Annotated in this window: 17 protein-coding genes and 1 tRNA gene; 7 read left to right on the top strand and 11 right to left on the bottom strand. The window is 27.5% G+C overall.

All coding sequences use genetic code 11. From position 1 onward, the window contains the following. Nucleotides 1-155 precede the first annotated feature (155 nt). From BT997_RS08740 to BT997_RS08750, 3 genes are all read left to right on the top strand, one after another. The gene (locus BT997_RS08740) at nucleotides 156-2,279 is read left to right on the top strand and encodes a methyl-accepting chemotaxis protein (RefSeq protein ID WP_072681281.1); all 2,124 of its coding nucleotides are present in this window, start codon (nucleotides 156-158) and stop codon (nucleotides 2,277-2,279) included. 132 nt (nucleotides 2,280-2,411) lie between these two features. After that, nucleotides 2,412-2,495: transfer RNA gene (locus BT997_RS08745), tRNA-Leu, on the top strand. A gap of 171 nt (nucleotides 2,496-2,666) precedes the next feature. Next, nucleotides 2,667-3,617, top strand: a complete 951-nt coding sequence (locus tag BT997_RS08750; protein ID WP_072681283.1) for a hypothetical protein — start codon at nucleotides 2,667-2,669, stop codon at nucleotides 3,615-3,617. Between the two features lie 28 nt (nucleotides 3,618-3,645). Here the strand turns inward: BT997_RS08750 and BT997_RS08755 are convergent, their stop codons facing one another. From BT997_RS08755 to BT997_RS08790, 8 genes are all read right to left on the bottom strand, one after another. Then, a complete protein-coding gene (locus BT997_RS08755) occupies nucleotides 3,646-3,861 on the bottom strand; it encodes a hypothetical protein (protein ID WP_072681285.1) in 216 nt (71 codons plus the stop codon). A 192-nt stretch (nucleotides 3,862-4,053) separates the two neighbouring features. Next, on the bottom strand, nucleotides 4,054-6,165 hold the full coding sequence (locus tag BT997_RS08760) for a heavy metal translocating P-type ATPase (protein WP_072681287.1): 2,112 nt from the start codon (nucleotides 6,163-6,165) through the stop codon (nucleotides 4,054-4,056). Nucleotides 6,166-6,170: 5 nt separating this feature from the next. Next, complete coding sequence (locus BT997_RS08765) at nucleotides 6,171-6,512, bottom strand: hypothetical protein (RefSeq protein WP_083568618.1); 342 nt, start codon at nucleotides 6,510-6,512, stop codon at nucleotides 6,171-6,173. Further along, a complete protein-coding gene (locus BT997_RS08770) occupies nucleotides 6,512-6,877 on the bottom strand; it encodes a magnetosome protein MamC (protein WP_072681289.1) in 366 nt (121 codons plus the stop codon). Before BT997_RS08770 ends, BT997_RS08765 begins: the two co-directional genes overlap by 1 nt. Further along, nucleotides 6,877-7,176: a hypothetical protein gene (locus tag BT997_RS08775; protein ID WP_072681291.1), complete on the bottom strand. Its 300-nt coding sequence runs from the start codon at nucleotides 7,174-7,176 to the stop codon at nucleotides 6,877-6,879. Before BT997_RS08775 ends, BT997_RS08770 begins: the two co-directional genes overlap by 1 nt. A 3-nt stretch (nucleotides 7,177-7,179) precedes the next feature. Beyond that, nucleotides 7,180-7,857 carry a DUF2202 domain-containing protein gene (locus BT997_RS08780; protein WP_072681293.1) on the bottom strand — a complete coding sequence of 226 codons (678 nt, stop codon included), beginning with the start codon at nucleotides 7,855-7,857 and terminating at the stop codon, nucleotides 7,180-7,182. Continuing rightward, nucleotides 7,858-8,172, bottom strand: a complete 315-nt coding sequence (locus tag BT997_RS08785) for a hypothetical protein (protein WP_072681295.1) — start codon at nucleotides 8,170-8,172, stop codon at nucleotides 7,858-7,860. Nucleotides 8,173-8,287: 115 nt separating this feature from the next. Beyond that, a complete protein-coding gene (locus BT997_RS08790) occupies nucleotides 8,288-8,734 on the bottom strand; it encodes a Fur family transcriptional regulator (protein WP_072681297.1) in 447 nt (148 codons plus the stop codon). Nucleotides 8,735-9,016: 282 nt separating this feature from the next. On the opposite strand from BT997_RS08790, the gene BT997_RS08795 reads away from it, so the two are divergent. Continuing rightward, the gene (locus tag BT997_RS08795) at nucleotides 9,017-9,403 is read left to right on the top strand and encodes a hypothetical protein (protein WP_072681299.1); all 387 of its coding nucleotides are present in this window, start codon (nucleotides 9,017-9,019) and stop codon (nucleotides 9,401-9,403) included. 6 nt (nucleotides 9,404-9,409) lie between these two features. On the opposite strand, the gene BT997_RS08800 is transcribed toward BT997_RS08795, so the two are convergent. The 3 genes from BT997_RS08800 to BT997_RS08810 are packed head-to-tail and all read right to left on the bottom strand — an operon-like array spanning nucleotide 9,410 to nucleotide 10,984. After that, nucleotides 9,410-9,802 carry a biopolymer transporter ExbD gene (locus tag BT997_RS08800; RefSeq protein WP_072681301.1) on the bottom strand — a complete coding sequence of 131 codons (393 nt, stop codon included), beginning with the start codon at nucleotides 9,800-9,802 and terminating at the stop codon, nucleotides 9,410-9,412. Continuing rightward, a complete protein-coding gene (locus BT997_RS08805) occupies nucleotides 9,799-10,305 on the bottom strand; it encodes a MotA/TolQ/ExbB proton channel family protein (RefSeq protein WP_072681417.1) in 507 nt (168 codons plus the stop codon). Before BT997_RS08805 ends, BT997_RS08800 begins: the two co-directional genes overlap by 4 nt. Nucleotides 10,306-10,321: 16 nt before the next feature. Beyond that, the gene (locus BT997_RS08810; protein ID WP_072681303.1) at nucleotides 10,322-10,984 is read right to left on the bottom strand and encodes an energy transducer TonB; all 663 of its coding nucleotides are present in this window, start codon (nucleotides 10,982-10,984) and stop codon (nucleotides 10,322-10,324) included. 294 nt (nucleotides 10,985-11,278) lie between these two features. On the opposite strand from BT997_RS08810, the gene BT997_RS08815 reads away from it, so the two are divergent. Genes BT997_RS08815 through BT997_RS08825 form a run of 3 tightly spaced genes read left to right on the top strand, consistent with a single transcriptional unit; the run spans nucleotide 11,279 to nucleotide 14,254 of the window. Then, entirely contained in the window at nucleotides 11,279-11,518 is a 240-nt protein-coding gene (locus BT997_RS08815; RefSeq protein ID WP_072681307.1) for a FeoA family protein, read from the top strand. Beyond that, on the top strand, nucleotides 11,518-14,019 hold the full coding sequence (gene feoB / locus BT997_RS08820) for a ferrous iron transport protein B (protein ID WP_072681308.1): 2,502 nt from the start codon (nucleotides 11,518-11,520) through the stop codon (nucleotides 14,017-14,019). The genes BT997_RS08815 and feoB overlap by 1 nt, the downstream gene beginning before the upstream one ends. Next, nucleotides 14,006-14,254, top strand: coding sequence for a hypothetical protein (locus BT997_RS08825; RefSeq protein WP_174247221.1), 249 nt, complete (start codon nucleotides 14,006-14,008; stop codon nucleotides 14,252-14,254). Before feoB ends, BT997_RS08825 begins: the two co-directional genes overlap by 14 nt. The last annotated feature ends 21 nt before the right edge of the window (nucleotides 14,255-14,275 follow it).

Consider the following 14,275-nt stretch of genomic DNA (forward strand, 5'->3'; position numbering starts at 1 on the left):
ATTTCCTAAATAAAATTAAAAATTTTATTTAAAAAGCCACTTTTAGTTCACTTCATCTTGTTATATTTAAAAATGCAAAATTATCACATCACAAACAATAATCAATATAGATGAATCTTTTTGTTATCAAATAGCTTTTTAGGGGAAAGAAAAGGATGAAAATAAATAGTATTAAAGGTAAGCTTTTAGCCTTAGTTATGTTTAGTACAGTTGTATCATTTATGATATTAGGATTTTATAATGCACAGAATAATTACCAGTCGCATTATAATTTAATAAAACAAAAAGAGTTAAATCTAGCAAAAAGTACATCAAAGTTTATAAATAGCTATATACAGTCGAAAATAGATATTGTTACTGCTACAGCAGAAGAAATCACTCCATTAGATTTAAATATTAAAAATAAAAAAATCATAGAAAAGTTAAGATTAGGGAACAAAGCTGGAAAGTTTGTTGCTTTATATATTGGTTTTGAAAATAACGGAAATTTTTTAAAAGATGATGGAACAATAAGAGAACCTCACAAAGATAATTACGATGCTAGAGCTAGACCGTGGTATAAAAAAGCAATAACTCTAAGTGGTCCTGCTGTTAGTGACCCATATGTTGATTTTACAACTAAAAAGTTAGTTATTTCTGTATCTGCTCCAATTAAAAAAGATAATAAAATAGTTGCAGTTGTTGCATCTGATATTTTTATTGATACAGTTGTTGATTCTATTTTAAATGTAAATATAGCAGGAAAAGGAACTGCTTATCTTATAAATGAAAAATCAAAGATTATTATTCACAAAAATCAAAAACTTCTAAAAAAAGATGATGCTTTATTTCCTAAAATCAAAACAAAAAAGAAAGATGGATTTGGAGAAACTATACAAAACAATATTCCATTGTTAGTTTCATATAGCACTATTGAAAATACAGGATGGAAAACTATTATAAAACTTAATAAAGGTTCTGTTTTTGATGATATAAAAAAATCAATAATTAAAGAAGTAATCCTATATATTGTCTTACTAGGAGTGATTTTAGCTCTTATTTTATTTTCTCTAATTAAAATCTTATCACCTTTAAAAACTGTTGAAGAGGGATTAAACTTTTTCTTTAAATATTTAAAAGGAGAAGAAAATAGTATAAAAAAACTGAATATTACAAGAAACGATGAGTTTGGGAATATGGCAAATATGATTGACAAAGAAATGGAAATAATCTCAAGTAGTTTTGATGAAGATAAAGCTTTAATTGATAACGTAAAAAAAGTTGTTTCAAAAGTAAATGAAGGGAGCTTAGCCCTAAGAGTTGAAAACTCAACAAGAAATAAATCATTAAATGAATTAAAAAATATTTTAAATGAAATGATTCAAACTATTAGTGACAACGTAAATAGTGATATCAATTCTATTTTATCTCATTTAAAAGAATACTCTAAATTAAATTTTGTAGATAATATTCCAAATGCAAATGGAAATATTTCTAAAGGATTAAATGACTTATGTAATATTATCAATCAAATGTTACAAGAAAATAAATTACATGGTTTAGCACTTGATGAAAGTTCAAAAGTTTTACTTAAAAATGTGGATATTTTAAATAAAGCATCAAATGAAACTGCGGTTTCTTTAGAAGAAACAGCTGCTGCTCTTGAAGAAATAACAAGTACAGTAGTAAGCAATACCAATAAAATCTCAGAGATGTCAAACCACTCAAAGGAATTATCTACATCTATAAAAGAAGGTCAAAACTTAGCTAATTCTACAGTAGTCTCTATGGATGAAATTAATGAACAAACACGAGCTATTGCAGAAGCAATTACAATTATTGACCAAATAGCATTCCAAACAAATATTCTTTCACTAAATGCAGCTGTTGAAGCAGCAACAGCAGGTGAAGCAGGAAAAGGATTTGCAGTTGTTGCACAAGAGGTAAGAAATCTTGCAAGTAGAAGTGCAGAAGCAGCAAAAGAGATTAAAGATTTAGTAGAAAATGCAACATTAAAAACTGATAATGGAAAACAAATAGCTGATAGTATGATAACCGGTTACGAAAAACTAAATGAAAATATCAAAAAAACAACAGAAGCTATAGTTGATATTTCAGAAGCTTCAAAAGAACAGAAAACTAGTATAGAGCAAATCAATGACGTAATCAATAAACTTGATCAACAATCACAAAATAATGCCTCAGTAGCTACACAAACTCATGACATCGCAGAAAATACATCAAGACTTGCAATTCAAATTTTAGACGAAGTAAATAATAAGAAATTTAGAGAAAATTAAAAAGCATAAATAATCAAGGGGAAGTCCCTTGGTTATTGTACTTATATACTCAAAAGGCAATTTTTAAACTAGTATATATTAAGCAATTTTTATGCATTTTAGTAGTAAAATTCGCGACTACATATTATAAATGCAGCTGTGGTGGAACGGTAGACACGCGGGCTTGAGGGGCTCGTGCTTAACGGCGTGAGGGTTCAAATCCCTCCAGCTGCACCATTTTAATACCATTGAAAATTAATTCAAACTCCAAATATTAATTGACAATTTAATATTACATAATAAAAAACAGTTTAGAAACAAGTATCAAAGTCCCTCTTAGTATTATATTTTTATTCATTTAGAAAATTTTTAGATACTATAACTTATTCATTTGAAAAGGATTTATAAATGAGTTTTGTAAAAAATAATAAAGGGTTAGAAGGCTTGATAGATGAATATTCTAAGCTTTTAGAAAATTTTGAAAATATAATTAAAGAAAAAAGACCTCGAAGTACAATCTACAATACAAAACTAGGAAAATATTTAAAAGAGTTAAATAATATAAGTTCAATGAAAAATGAAAACATTGCAAAGCTTATTGGAATTGTAAATAAATACAATTCTATAAACCATCTTTTTAATGATAATAAAAATATCTATTTTAAAAACTCTGATATACTAAAAATTATTGAAGGACAATTTACTTTTGATGAGACAAATGACAAATCAAATGATACTCTTTTTGAACTAGCAATGGCAGTTAGATTTTCTTTATCTAAAAAAATTAAATCTTCTCAAATAAATATGCAAACAAATTGTGATATTATTGTTGATGATCATATTGCTGTAGAATGTAAATATATACATAGTTCTTTAAGAATCAATGAAAATATAAAAAAAGCAATAAAACAAGTTAATGTTAGAATTAAAAACAATGAGGCAAAATATGGTTTGATTGCATTAGATTTAACTCATATTTGTCAAGATGATGAAATTTATAAAAATGTATATTTTATTTTCAATATGTTTCTTGAAAATCATAAAAAACTAAATAGAAAGTTCAGCGATACTGATATATTAAATTCAGTCATCAGTGATGAAAACTTTGTAAGAGTTATACATTCATATATATCACATGTTCTTGAAATCAAATTTTTAGAAAAATTTGATAGTTCAAAATTAAATGAACATACAAAAGCTATAATATATCAATCAAATTCTTTTTTCTTATTTTCATATAAAAATGCTTCAATTCCTATTCCCACTAGAGCTTTAACTTATTATATAAATGAGAATTTAGATGATAAAGAAAAACAAAATATTATAGAATTAATTCATTCACTTGCAGTAGGAATCTAATATTTAAAAATTTACTTATGAGTTAAAATTATTCAGGTTGAATTTCTTTAGAAGAAGTTTTTTTCTTAGGTTGATAAAGCATATGATGCCATAAAGCAAATCCACAAAAAGCAACACCTGCTCCTACATGAACTTTTTTTGCAAGTTTATTTTTCATAAACATTGAAGTTACAACTGTTGCACCTAATGTTGCTGTCATTCCAATTTTAGCTGCTTCTTTTTGTACTTCTAAATCAATTGGCATTTCTCTCTTTCCTTTTTCTTCTTCTTTTTATCGTCTTTGTAGTTCCACTAATTGTTTTCACAGTTAATGCAGTTGTTAAAATAGTTGCTAAAGGTAATAAAAATGGCATAGAAATCCTTTTGATAATAATTATCATTAATTTTATCTAAGTAACTTTAAATTAAACTGATAACTATTATCAAGTTATGCCTTTTATTTTACCTTTACTCCTTTTATAGAGTTTAGCAACAATCCTATTGTTGTTCCATTATGTAAAACTGCTGTTACTATTGGTGAAAACAATCCAAAAGTTGCCCCTGCTAAAATTGCAGAGTTTATTCCAACTGTTGCATTAAAGTTATTGTTTATCAATTGCATAGTTTTATTTGCTAACTCTTTTGCTTCTACTACAGCAGAGATATCATCTTTTAACAAAGAAATATCAGCTGTTGCTTTTGCAATATCTGCACCCCTACTCATAGATATACCAACATGTGCAGAGATTAGTGCTGGAGCATCATTTATTCCATCACCAATAAATGCTACTTTTTTACCTTCATCCATAAGCTCTTTTACGATTTTTGCTTTATCTGTAGGTAAAAGCTCTGCTTTTATCTCATCAATTCCAAGTTCATCAGCAATCATTTGAGCTTTTTTCTTAGTATCACCTGTTAACATCACAATATTTTTCACACCAAGTTCTTTTAGTCTAATTATAGATTCTTTTGCATTTACTCTTAAGTTATCTGCAAGTGCAATTGTTCCTAAAAGCTTCCCATCAAAACCTATATATAAAAGTGTTTTACCATTACTAAGTGATTTTTCAATTTTTTCCTTATGTCCTGAAAAATCTATTTTTTCATCATCTTCTAGAAAATGTCTACTTCCAATGATTACTTGTTTTCCGTCTACTTCTGTTTTAACACCATGGGCAACTATAAATTCAACTTCTTCATGGTGCATATGAACAAAGCCATTCTCTTTTGCAGCTTTTACAACAGCTTCTGCAACAGGATGAAAATAGTGTTCTTCTGTAGATGCAGTTAGATTTAGCAACTGTTCTTTTGTCCAAGCTTTATCATATGACTCTACAGAGATAACTTCTAATTCACCTTCTGTTAGAGTTCCTGTCTTATCGAAAACAAAAGTATCAGCACTATGTAAAGACTCAATAGACTTTGCTCCTTTTATCATAATACCATGATGCCCTGCTTTTGAAATAGTAGATTTAAAAGCAACTGGAGTTGCAAGTTTTAAAGCACAAGAATAATCTGCTTGTAAAATAGAAGCTGTTCTTTCAAAATCTTTAGTAAACACATATGAAACTCCAGCTAATCCCAATGTAACTGGAACTAACTTATCCGCAAGTTTTGTAGCTTTTAATTGTACAGATGATTTTTCATTTAAAGAGTTTTCTATATAGTGTTTGATTCTTTGTGTTGCAGTATCAGCACCTACATATTCAGCCCAAACTCTAAGTCTTCCATCTTCAATAATAGTTCCAGAAATAACTCTATCACCCCTATGTTTTACAACAGGTTCAGCTTCTCCTGTCATAGAGACTTCATTTACACTGGCACTTCCTTCTATAATATGTCCATCTACAGGAACAGTATTACCAATACCAACAATTACAACATCGCCTATTTTGATATCAACACTTTTTATTAAGACTTCTGTGATTTTTCCATCAACTTCTTTTTCAACCCATGCTTCTTCAACATTTGGTTTTGAAAGTTCTTTTAGTAAATCATCACTTTTATGAACAGTTGTTTCTTCTATATATTCACCAAGTTCAAGCATTGCATTTGTTGAGTTTGCAGCCAAATAATCTTTTCTGTAAATAGATATACCAACAGCAGCACTTTCAAGAACTCTTGAAGTTAAACCTTCAGAAAAAAGTTCTTTTGTACCATCTATTAACATAGGAACAGCAGCAGCTGTAGTAACACTAGCTTTTAACATATCATTTTTTATAAATCTTTCAGCAACTAAAGCACTACTAGCTCTAGCCATACCTTCTATACTTGGTTCCTCATCATTTACACAAGAGATACAAACTGCTGCATCTTTACAAGAATCTAATAAATCATCGATACTCAAATTAGATAGTTTTTCTTCAATTTGTTCGCAAACTGAACTCTGTTCAAAATCAAAAATTATACTATGAGCTTTTTTATTTACTCTTACAGAAATAATACCTTCAATTTTTTCTAAATTGCTCTTTAAAATATTCGCATCAAGATATTTATCTTTTAATAAAGAATATTTATATCTAGCTCTATTTGAAGTACTATGTACTTTTTTAAATTGATTACTACTCATAATCTCTATTCTTGATTTGCTTCCATAGCAGCTCGTGCATCTTCATATCTCTCTTTTAACTCTTCCATTCCCGCTTGAAATAACTCTGTACCTTTTGAAGCCGCTTTCATTAAAGATTCTTGAGCACCTTTATTTGTTAAAAGAAAAGTAACTGCTGCTCCAATTAGTGCACCTTTTACAAAATCACCATTGTTAAATCCTGATTGTCCTTGAGGATTACCTTGGTTATTCATAGAGTTTACATTCATTGGCTGGTTTATGTATGGATTGTGATTAATATTTACATTTTGATTGTTGTTTTTTCTAGAATTTTCAATATTCATATCGTAGTTATAATTGTTTTTCATTATTCACCTTCACTAATTAAATCTTCATTGGCATGAGATATAGACTCATAACTTGCATCAAGTTTTTCATCTATAATTTCTAAAGCATAAATACCAGCCATACCAATAGATGCAGCAGTTAAAGCTTTAAACAATCCACCTTTTTGACCAACATAATTTGCAGTTGCAATTGCTGCACCAGTTGCAATTGCACCTTGTGAAGTTCTTTTTACAGTATCTTTAATTGCATCATTTGAAGAGATTTCTTCATTTTTTAATTTTTTATAATTAATTGTTCCTGAGACAAGAGCAGAAGCTACCGCTCCACTTACGATATGTCCTAATACATTTCTAGGTTCACCAGTATTAATTAATGGTTGGTTCATTATTCTTCCTTAGCCTTTGGTTTTCTTCCTCTTTTTACAGAAACTTTTTTTGCTTCTGTCTCTTCTTTAGCTTCTTCTAAAGCTGCTTGTTCTTTTTTTTCTTTTATACATTGAGCTGTTGCATTTATCGTTTGTTTCACATCTTCAACAGTCTCTTTGCTTTTTTCTAAAGAGCTATTAGCAACATCTTTTGATTTATTAAATAGATTACCTGCAACTTCTTTTAATTTATCCGACTTATTAAAAGCAACTATTGCTCCAGCACCTACTGCTAATCCTAATACAAATGGTAATGCCATAACTTACTCCTTATTATTTTTATTATTCATATAGTTATTTAAAAGCGCAATAGAAGCACTTCCAAATCCTAATCCACTAATCATTGAAATATTTAACTTAGAAAAAAGTTGTGTTAATTTATTCTGATCAACATTTCCTGTCATTAAATCATCCAATAAACCTTGATATTCACCAAGTTTTTCCATTAAATCTTCTTGATTAAACTCCGGATTACTTGGCACACTGTAATAATTGATAACACAGTTTCTAAAAGCTGGTAAATGATTATTGTAAGAGGCTGCTTGAAGTCTAAATAAAACATCTCTTATGTCTTCTTCTTGTGTATGAGATAAAAGGTTATCATACATTGCAACATTTTTTATTTCAGCTGCGACACCTAATTCACAACATTCAACATAAGTACTTGGTACTTCAATTTTTTCTGCCCAATTGTTAAGAGGAACCTCTATCCCATATTTTTCTAAAAGTGGAATCAAAGCACTATAGTGTCTTGATTCAGCTTCTCTTATATTTACAAAAGGTTCAACAAATCCAAACTTTTCCATAACTTTTGTGTATGTTTCATAAGCTTTAAACTCATCATAAACAGCAATTCTAAGAACTTGTGAAATGATAGGTTGTTCACTATTTATATCTACTCTTTGAGATAAAAGTAGTTGTTCATCATAATTCTCTTCCAACTATGCAACCTCCTTTGCTAACTTATTTATAATTTCTGTCAATTCATCTAGGTTTTCATTTTTTATTAAATCTTCCCAAAGTTTTGATGGAAAAATAATAGGGTCATACATAATTGTAACTGAGGCTATAATTTTTTTTATTTTTATACTTTTTATTCCATCAATTCTATTTGGCAAGTCTTCTATATCATTTATAGTTATATTTCCATTTTCTTTTTTTATATTAGGATTTACTCTAACTCTTAGTCGTCCAGGGGTATGAGCGATAATAGAAAAATAACTTGCAACTTTTATAATATCTTCTGTTTGTATCAAAAATATTCCTTTATTCTTTTAGTTTGGCTTTTTTATTCTTAAGTGGAACTTATTATAAAGTCGGACTCATTATCAGTTAGAATTAGGATAAAAAATAAAGAGAAAGAAAACTGTCTTATTGACAGTTTTCACATAAACCATAAATAGTCATAACATGATCTTTTAAATCAAAATTATGGTTTTTTGCTACTTTTATTTGTTGGCTTTCTATAAGTTCATCAGTAAATTCAATAATTTTACTACACGAAGTACAAACTAAATGGTCATGGTGTAAAGATAAATTTAATTCATATCTTTTTATTCCATCTCCAACATCTAAAGATTCGATAATATTCATCTCTTCGAAAAATTTCATAGTTCTATAAACAGTTGCTATACCAACATCTATGTTGTACTCTTTTTTTATATTAAATGCAATTTGTTCTGCTGTTAAATGTTCATCTGAAAAATATAGTATTTTTAAAATATAATCTTTTTGTACAGAGTTTTTAAAACCTAGTTTGGGAACATGTTCTTTAAAATTTTCTAAGAAAGTTTCAAAATCCATTTCATATTTATTCATTAATTAAATCCTTTTACTATGATGACTAATAGACTTATAACCAAGGCTAAAGCATACACTTTCCATAAGTTTCTATGTATTTTTATATTTCTTTTATATAGAAGAGAATCTTCTAGGTGATTGTAACTTTTAAGTTTCTTCATGATTAAACCTTGATAATGGGTATCATTATAGTACCTTCTTAAAACTTAACTTAATATTAATGATAACAATTATCGTTTTAATAAAACTATAAGGTTTAAATGATAGAATCTGATAATTAATATCAAAAAGGTTATAACAATGATAGCTCTATCATTAGTAAATACTACTGCAAATATAATAGTGAGTTCTATTACTACAAAAATATTTGATTCAGTAGTGACATCTAAACTAACGCAAAAACAAGAAAAGAAAAAATGGATAAGAGATAAAAAGCTAAATTTATTTTCTCAATTATCTGAAAACATATTAACTATAAACTGTGATAATTTATTAGAAAAGAAGTTACTAATAAAAGAGTTAGCATCAAAAATCATGCTTCTAACAGAAGATGAAAATCTAAAAACAAATCTTGTAAATTATACTTTTATTCTGGATGAGTATGAATGCTATAAGAGTGATATCAATCTAAATCATCTTAACGATGAGCTAATTTCAACACTCTGTACATATATGAAGAAACTGTAGATAAATCTACTTTTCTTCTTTTTTAGTTACCAAAGAAAGATTATTTAAATCATATTTTTGAAGATTATCTAAAACTTTTACAATACGTTCATAAACAACATCTTTATCTATTCTAACAATTATGTTATTCTTTTTATCATTTATTTCTGAAAGTTTCTTATCTAATTCATCAAAACTTATCTCTTTTCCATAGATAGCTAGTTTATTTTTATTTATTTCAATTGATATTTCTTTTGGTTCAATTTCAAGTTCTTGAGCTTGAGATGAAGGCAAATCAAGTATCAAAGCAAGTTCTTCTTTTTTAAAAACTGAAGATACAATAAAAAAAATAAGAAGAATAAAAACTACATCTATTAATGGAGTTAAATCGGGAGCAATGGTTTCTCTCTTTTTTCTCATAATTTAGAAATAACTCTTTCTTCTATTTTATGTTCTAAATTATCAATAAAACCAACTAGATAGTTATATCCAATATAATGTGGTATTGCTACAATAAGACCTGCAACTGTAGTAATCAATGCAATTGAAATACCTGTAGAGAAAATTGTTGGATCACCAAGACCAGCTTTTGATATAGAATCAAACGAATTCAAAACACCAACAACAGTTCCAAGTAAACCTATCAAAGGTGCAATAGAGGCAATAATTTTTACAGTATTTAATCCCCATTCTAAACCATTTACATATTTATCAAGTGCATTTTGAAAAGTTTTATCTTCATATTTATCATTACTTTTTTCTATTGTTTCAATAATTCTTTTAGCAACAGTCTCTTTTCTAAATTTAGCAATAGTAATCTCTAAAAATTTCCATAACATAATTGAAAATCCAATTATATTTAACACAATTAAGATATAAACAATTATACCCCCTCTATCAATGTACTCAAGTAACTCAAACATTATCAAATTGATTCTCCTATATATTAACTATTGAATAATTTATTGGGACATCAATAGCCCATGTATTTTTCTCTAACTCTTTTGGTATTGGTTCAAATTTTGCAATTTGTTCTAATAACTCAATTGCTGCACTATTTAATCTTCTATAAGGGCAAGCATTTTTAAGAGCAATTTTTTTTATATGTCCACTTTTTGTAATTTCAAAAGATATAATAACTTTACCTTGTTGTTTTAATCTTTTTGCCCTTTTTGGATATATTTTATTATTTTCAATAGTCGCCCGAAGTTTTGAAAGATAGTCATTTTTAATAGCATTTTTATCTATATTTGAAACAATTGTTTTCTTACTAATAGAAGGAATTACTTTTTTTACGACTGTTGGTATTATTTTAGGTGTAATTTTTTTAACCATTTTCTCAACTTTCTTTTCAAGTTTTTTTTCAACTTTCTTAACTTCTTTTTTTACTATCTTCTTTGGAACTTTTCTTTTCGCTTTTTTAACTACTTTTTTAACTTTTTTTTCGACTATTTTGGGAGTAACGACTTTTTTTATCTCTTTTTTTTCAACTACTTTTTTAACTTCTTTTTTCTTTAGAACCACCTTTTTCAAGGCAATAGTATTTACTGTAGGTTTTTGAGTAACTACAATTTTCTTTTCATCAGATTTATATAAAGTCAAAATTGTCCCATGAACAAATAATATGATAAAGAATGATAAAATTAAAGTAAATTTATTTAACATAATTGAATTTTACATCAATATTGATAATAGTTATCTTAATCATTAATATTTAAGTATAACAAAAGTCAAAGAATATTATGATATTAATTATCATTAATAACATAGGAAACATATGGAAAACTTCTTTTTAACTATTTTAACGCTTGGTGCAATATATTATATTTATAATACAACTATTAAAAGTATGGATTGCAAATGTAGCAGTAAACAATGTGATAACAAAAGAAACAAATGAAAAGAAAACAATTAACTACTCTTGATAAATTATCAAAAGGGCAAAAAGCTACAATAAAAGATATTAAAACTACTGGAAAACTTTTACAAAAACTCTTAGATATGGGATTTATCATAAATACAACTATAGAAGTTATTAGAATCGCCCCATTATATGACCCAATAGAAGTCAAATTACATAATTATCATATAAGTCTTAGAAAAGACGAAGCAAAACTAATAGAAATATATTTTTAATGAAGAATATAAAAATTGCATTAGCAGGACAACCAAACTGTGGAAAATCTACAATCTTCAATTTAGTTAGTGGTATAGAACAACATATAGCAAACTATCCAGGTGTTACTATTGACAAAAAAGTAGGATTTTTTAAATATCAAAAGAAAAAAATTGAGATGGTTGATCTACCTGGAACATATTCTTTTACATCTTATTCATTAGAAGAAAGAGTTGCAAAAGATTTTATACTCAACGAAAAACTAGATGTCATCGTAAATGTTATAGATGCCTCTAATATAAAAAGAAATCTCTATTTAACATTTCAACTTTTAGAAATTGGTATTCCAGTTATAATCGTTTTAAATATGATGGATGTTGCTTCAAGAAGAGATATTAAAATTAACTCAAAAGAGATGTCAAAACTTTTAAACTGTCCAGTAGTAGAAGCTTCAGGAGCGAAAAATATTGGTAGCAATGAAATTATGAAAAATATTATTCAAACCTTTGAGAAAAAAGACCAATATGAATTTTTCAAAATTAACTACGAAGAACTTGAAAGTCATATTTTAAATATTGAAAATAAAATCTTTGACGAAAAATCAAATTTAAATAAAAGATGGCTTTCAATAAAAGTATTAGAAAATGATACTACTATTATAAATCGTTTAAAAAAAGAGTTTATTAATATAGAGACCTTTAAAGAAAAAGAAATACTCCATTTCCAAAAAAATTATAATAAAAATATATCCTCACTACTTGCTTCTTTTAGATATGAGTCTGCTGATATTATTTACCATAGAACAGTTAAAGAAGAAAATATAAAAAAAGAGACTCTAACTCAAAAAGTGGACAAAATTATTCTAAACAAATTTTTAGCACTTCCTATTTTAATAGGAATTATGTTTATAGTTTATCAAGTTTCTATTGTATGGGGATATAAGCTTACTGATTATACTTGGCCAATACTTGCGGCATTTAAAAACTTTTTTATCGAAATCCTTCCAAAGGGAGATTTTATAGATATCCCCATGGTTACTAGCTTTAGTATATGGATGATTAATAGTGCAAATGCTTTGATGAATTATATTCCCATTTTCTTTATTTTGTTTGCTCTTATTGCTATTATGGAAGATGTAGGATATATGCCAAGAATGGCTTTTATTCTAGATAGAGTATTTAAAAAATTTGGTCTGCATGGACAATCAACTTTGCCACTTGTACTAGGAGGAGCAATGGTTGGAGGATGTGCCGTACCCGGAGTAATGTCAACCAAAGGTATCGCAGATGATAGAGCAAGAATGGCAACAATTCTAGCTGTTCCTTACATGAATTGTCTTGCTAAAGTACCTTTTTACACCCTTCTTTTAGGTGCTTTTTTCAAACCAGATATGGCGATTATGATGTTTTTTATTTCTACTGTTACACTTTTTATCGCAATGATTGTATCTAAACTTTTGACAATGACAATATTAAAAACTAGAGAAACCTCACCTTTTCTAATGGAACTACCACCATATCACATGCCAACTTTTAAAGGAGTGTTAATAAGAGCAAGTCAAAGAGTCTGGCAATATATTAAAAAGATTGTAACTATTGTATTAGCCGTTGCAATTGTACTTTTTAGTATGATTCAATTTCCTGGAATTAGTGATGAATCAAAAAACAAGTATGGTTTACAAATTAAAAATGCTCTTTTAAGTTTTGATAAAAAAGCTAAAAAATCAAAATATTATGAAAATGTAAATACAAAAAATAATGTATCCCAACTTCTAAACTTCTATGATAGTTATAAATCAAAAAGAATGACTATTACGACAAAAGAAAAGATAGAAGAACTTGATAAAAAATATATAGTTTTAAATAAAACTTTTTTTAAATTTATAAAACCAAAAAAAGATAAAGAAGCTAAAAAAATCAATAAAATTCTTAGAAAATTATCAAAACAAAGAAAAAGAATTCTAAAGAGTATTAAAAATGAAAAAGTAGAAAATTCACTTTTAGGGATGATTGGTCGCTCAATTGAACCAGTATCTAAATATGCAGGGTTTGATTGGAAAATAAATGTTGCATTTTTAAGTTCTTTTGCAGCAAGAGAGAGTGCCGTTGCAACATTAGGAACACTTTATGAAAATAATAAAGCTGATAATATGAGAGCAGAAGATGCAATGGCGCAAAATAGTGGATATACTCCTCTACATGGTACAGCTATAATCATCTTTATGATTTTAACACCACCGTGTATTGCTACAATGATTGTAGTAAAAATGCAAACAAATAGTTATAGGTGGATGCTATTTGCAATTTTTTTCCCAGTATTTTTGGGAATTAGTATTTCCTCAATTATATTTACTACTGGTTTAAAAAATAACTGGACTGGAGTTGAGGCAATGACTTATTTTTATATTTTCGCTATAACTATTGCTCTAGTTATTGGCTTATTTCCAAATAAGAGAATTAATTGGAAAGGTGGCATAAACTCAAAAACTAATAAAAGGATAAAAGAAATTGAAAATTGTTAACGAACCTGAGAAATACTTTGTTATAAGTGAATTTGAAGAAGGTTGGGGAATGGAGGAAATAGAGTGTGAAGAACAAGTATATGATTACTGTGTAGATGCACTTTTTATTCCAGAAGAAAAGATAGAAGATTTAGCTATTAATGATGAATTTTATTTAGAAGTCACTCTTAAAGACCTAGAATCTGATGATTTAGGAGAAGACTGGTATGTAAATCTTTTTAAGATGTCAAAATAATAGTGTAAATCCCAATCTGGG

The sequence above is a fragment of the Arcobacter sp. LA11 genome (assembly GCF_001895145.1).
Taxonomy (GTDB): Bacteria; Campylobacterota; Campylobacteria; order Campylobacterales; family Arcobacteraceae; genus Halarcobacter.

What these genes read in the sequence shown, in the direction of transcription:
- BT997_RS08740 (WP_072681281.1), top strand. Translation starts at nt 156, where the DNA reads ATGAAAATAAATAGTATTAAAGGTAAGCTTTTAGCCTTAGTTATGTTT.
- BT997_RS08750 (WP_072681283.1), top strand. Translation starts at nt 2,667, where the DNA reads ATGAGTTTTGTAAAAAATAATAAAGGGTTAGAAGGCTTGATAGATGAA.
- BT997_RS08755 (WP_072681285.1), bottom strand. Translation starts at nt 3,861, where the DNA reads ATGCCAATTGATTTAGAAGTACAAAAAGAAGCAGCTAAAATTGGAATG.
- BT997_RS08760 (WP_072681287.1), bottom strand. Translation starts at nt 6,165, where the DNA reads ATGAGTAGTAATCAATTTAAAAAAGTACATAGTACTTCAAATAGAGCT.
- BT997_RS08765 (WP_083568618.1), bottom strand. Translation starts at nt 6,512, where the DNA reads ATGAAAAACAATTATAACTACGATATGAATATTGAAAATTCTAGAAAA.
- BT997_RS08770 (WP_072681289.1), bottom strand. Translation starts at nt 6,877, where the DNA reads ATGAACCAACCATTAATTAATACTGGTGAACCTAGAAATGTATTAGGA.
- BT997_RS08775 (WP_072681291.1), bottom strand. Translation starts at nt 7,176, where the DNA reads ATGGCATTACCATTTGTATTAGGATTAGCAGTAGGTGCTGGAGCAATA.
- BT997_RS08790 (WP_072681297.1), bottom strand. Translation starts at nt 8,734, where the DNA reads ATGAATAAATATGAAATGGATTTTGAAACTTTCTTAGAAAATTTTAAA.
- BT997_RS08795 (WP_072681299.1), top strand. Translation starts at nt 9,017, where the DNA reads ATGATAGCTCTATCATTAGTAAATACTACTGCAAATATAATAGTGAGT.
- BT997_RS08800 (WP_072681301.1), bottom strand. Translation starts at nt 9,802, where the DNA reads ATGAGAAAAAAGAGAGAAACCATTGCTCCCGATTTAACTCCATTAATA.
- BT997_RS08805 (WP_072681417.1), bottom strand. Translation starts at nt 10,305, where the DNA reads ATGTTTGAGTTACTTGAGTACATTGATAGAGGGGGTATAATTGTTTAT.
- BT997_RS08815 (WP_072681307.1), top strand. Translation starts at nt 11,279, where the DNA reads ATGAAAAGAAAACAATTAACTACTCTTGATAAATTATCAAAAGGGCAA.
- feoB (WP_072681308.1), top strand. Translation starts at nt 11,518, where the DNA reads ATGAAGAATATAAAAATTGCATTAGCAGGACAACCAAACTGTGGAAAA.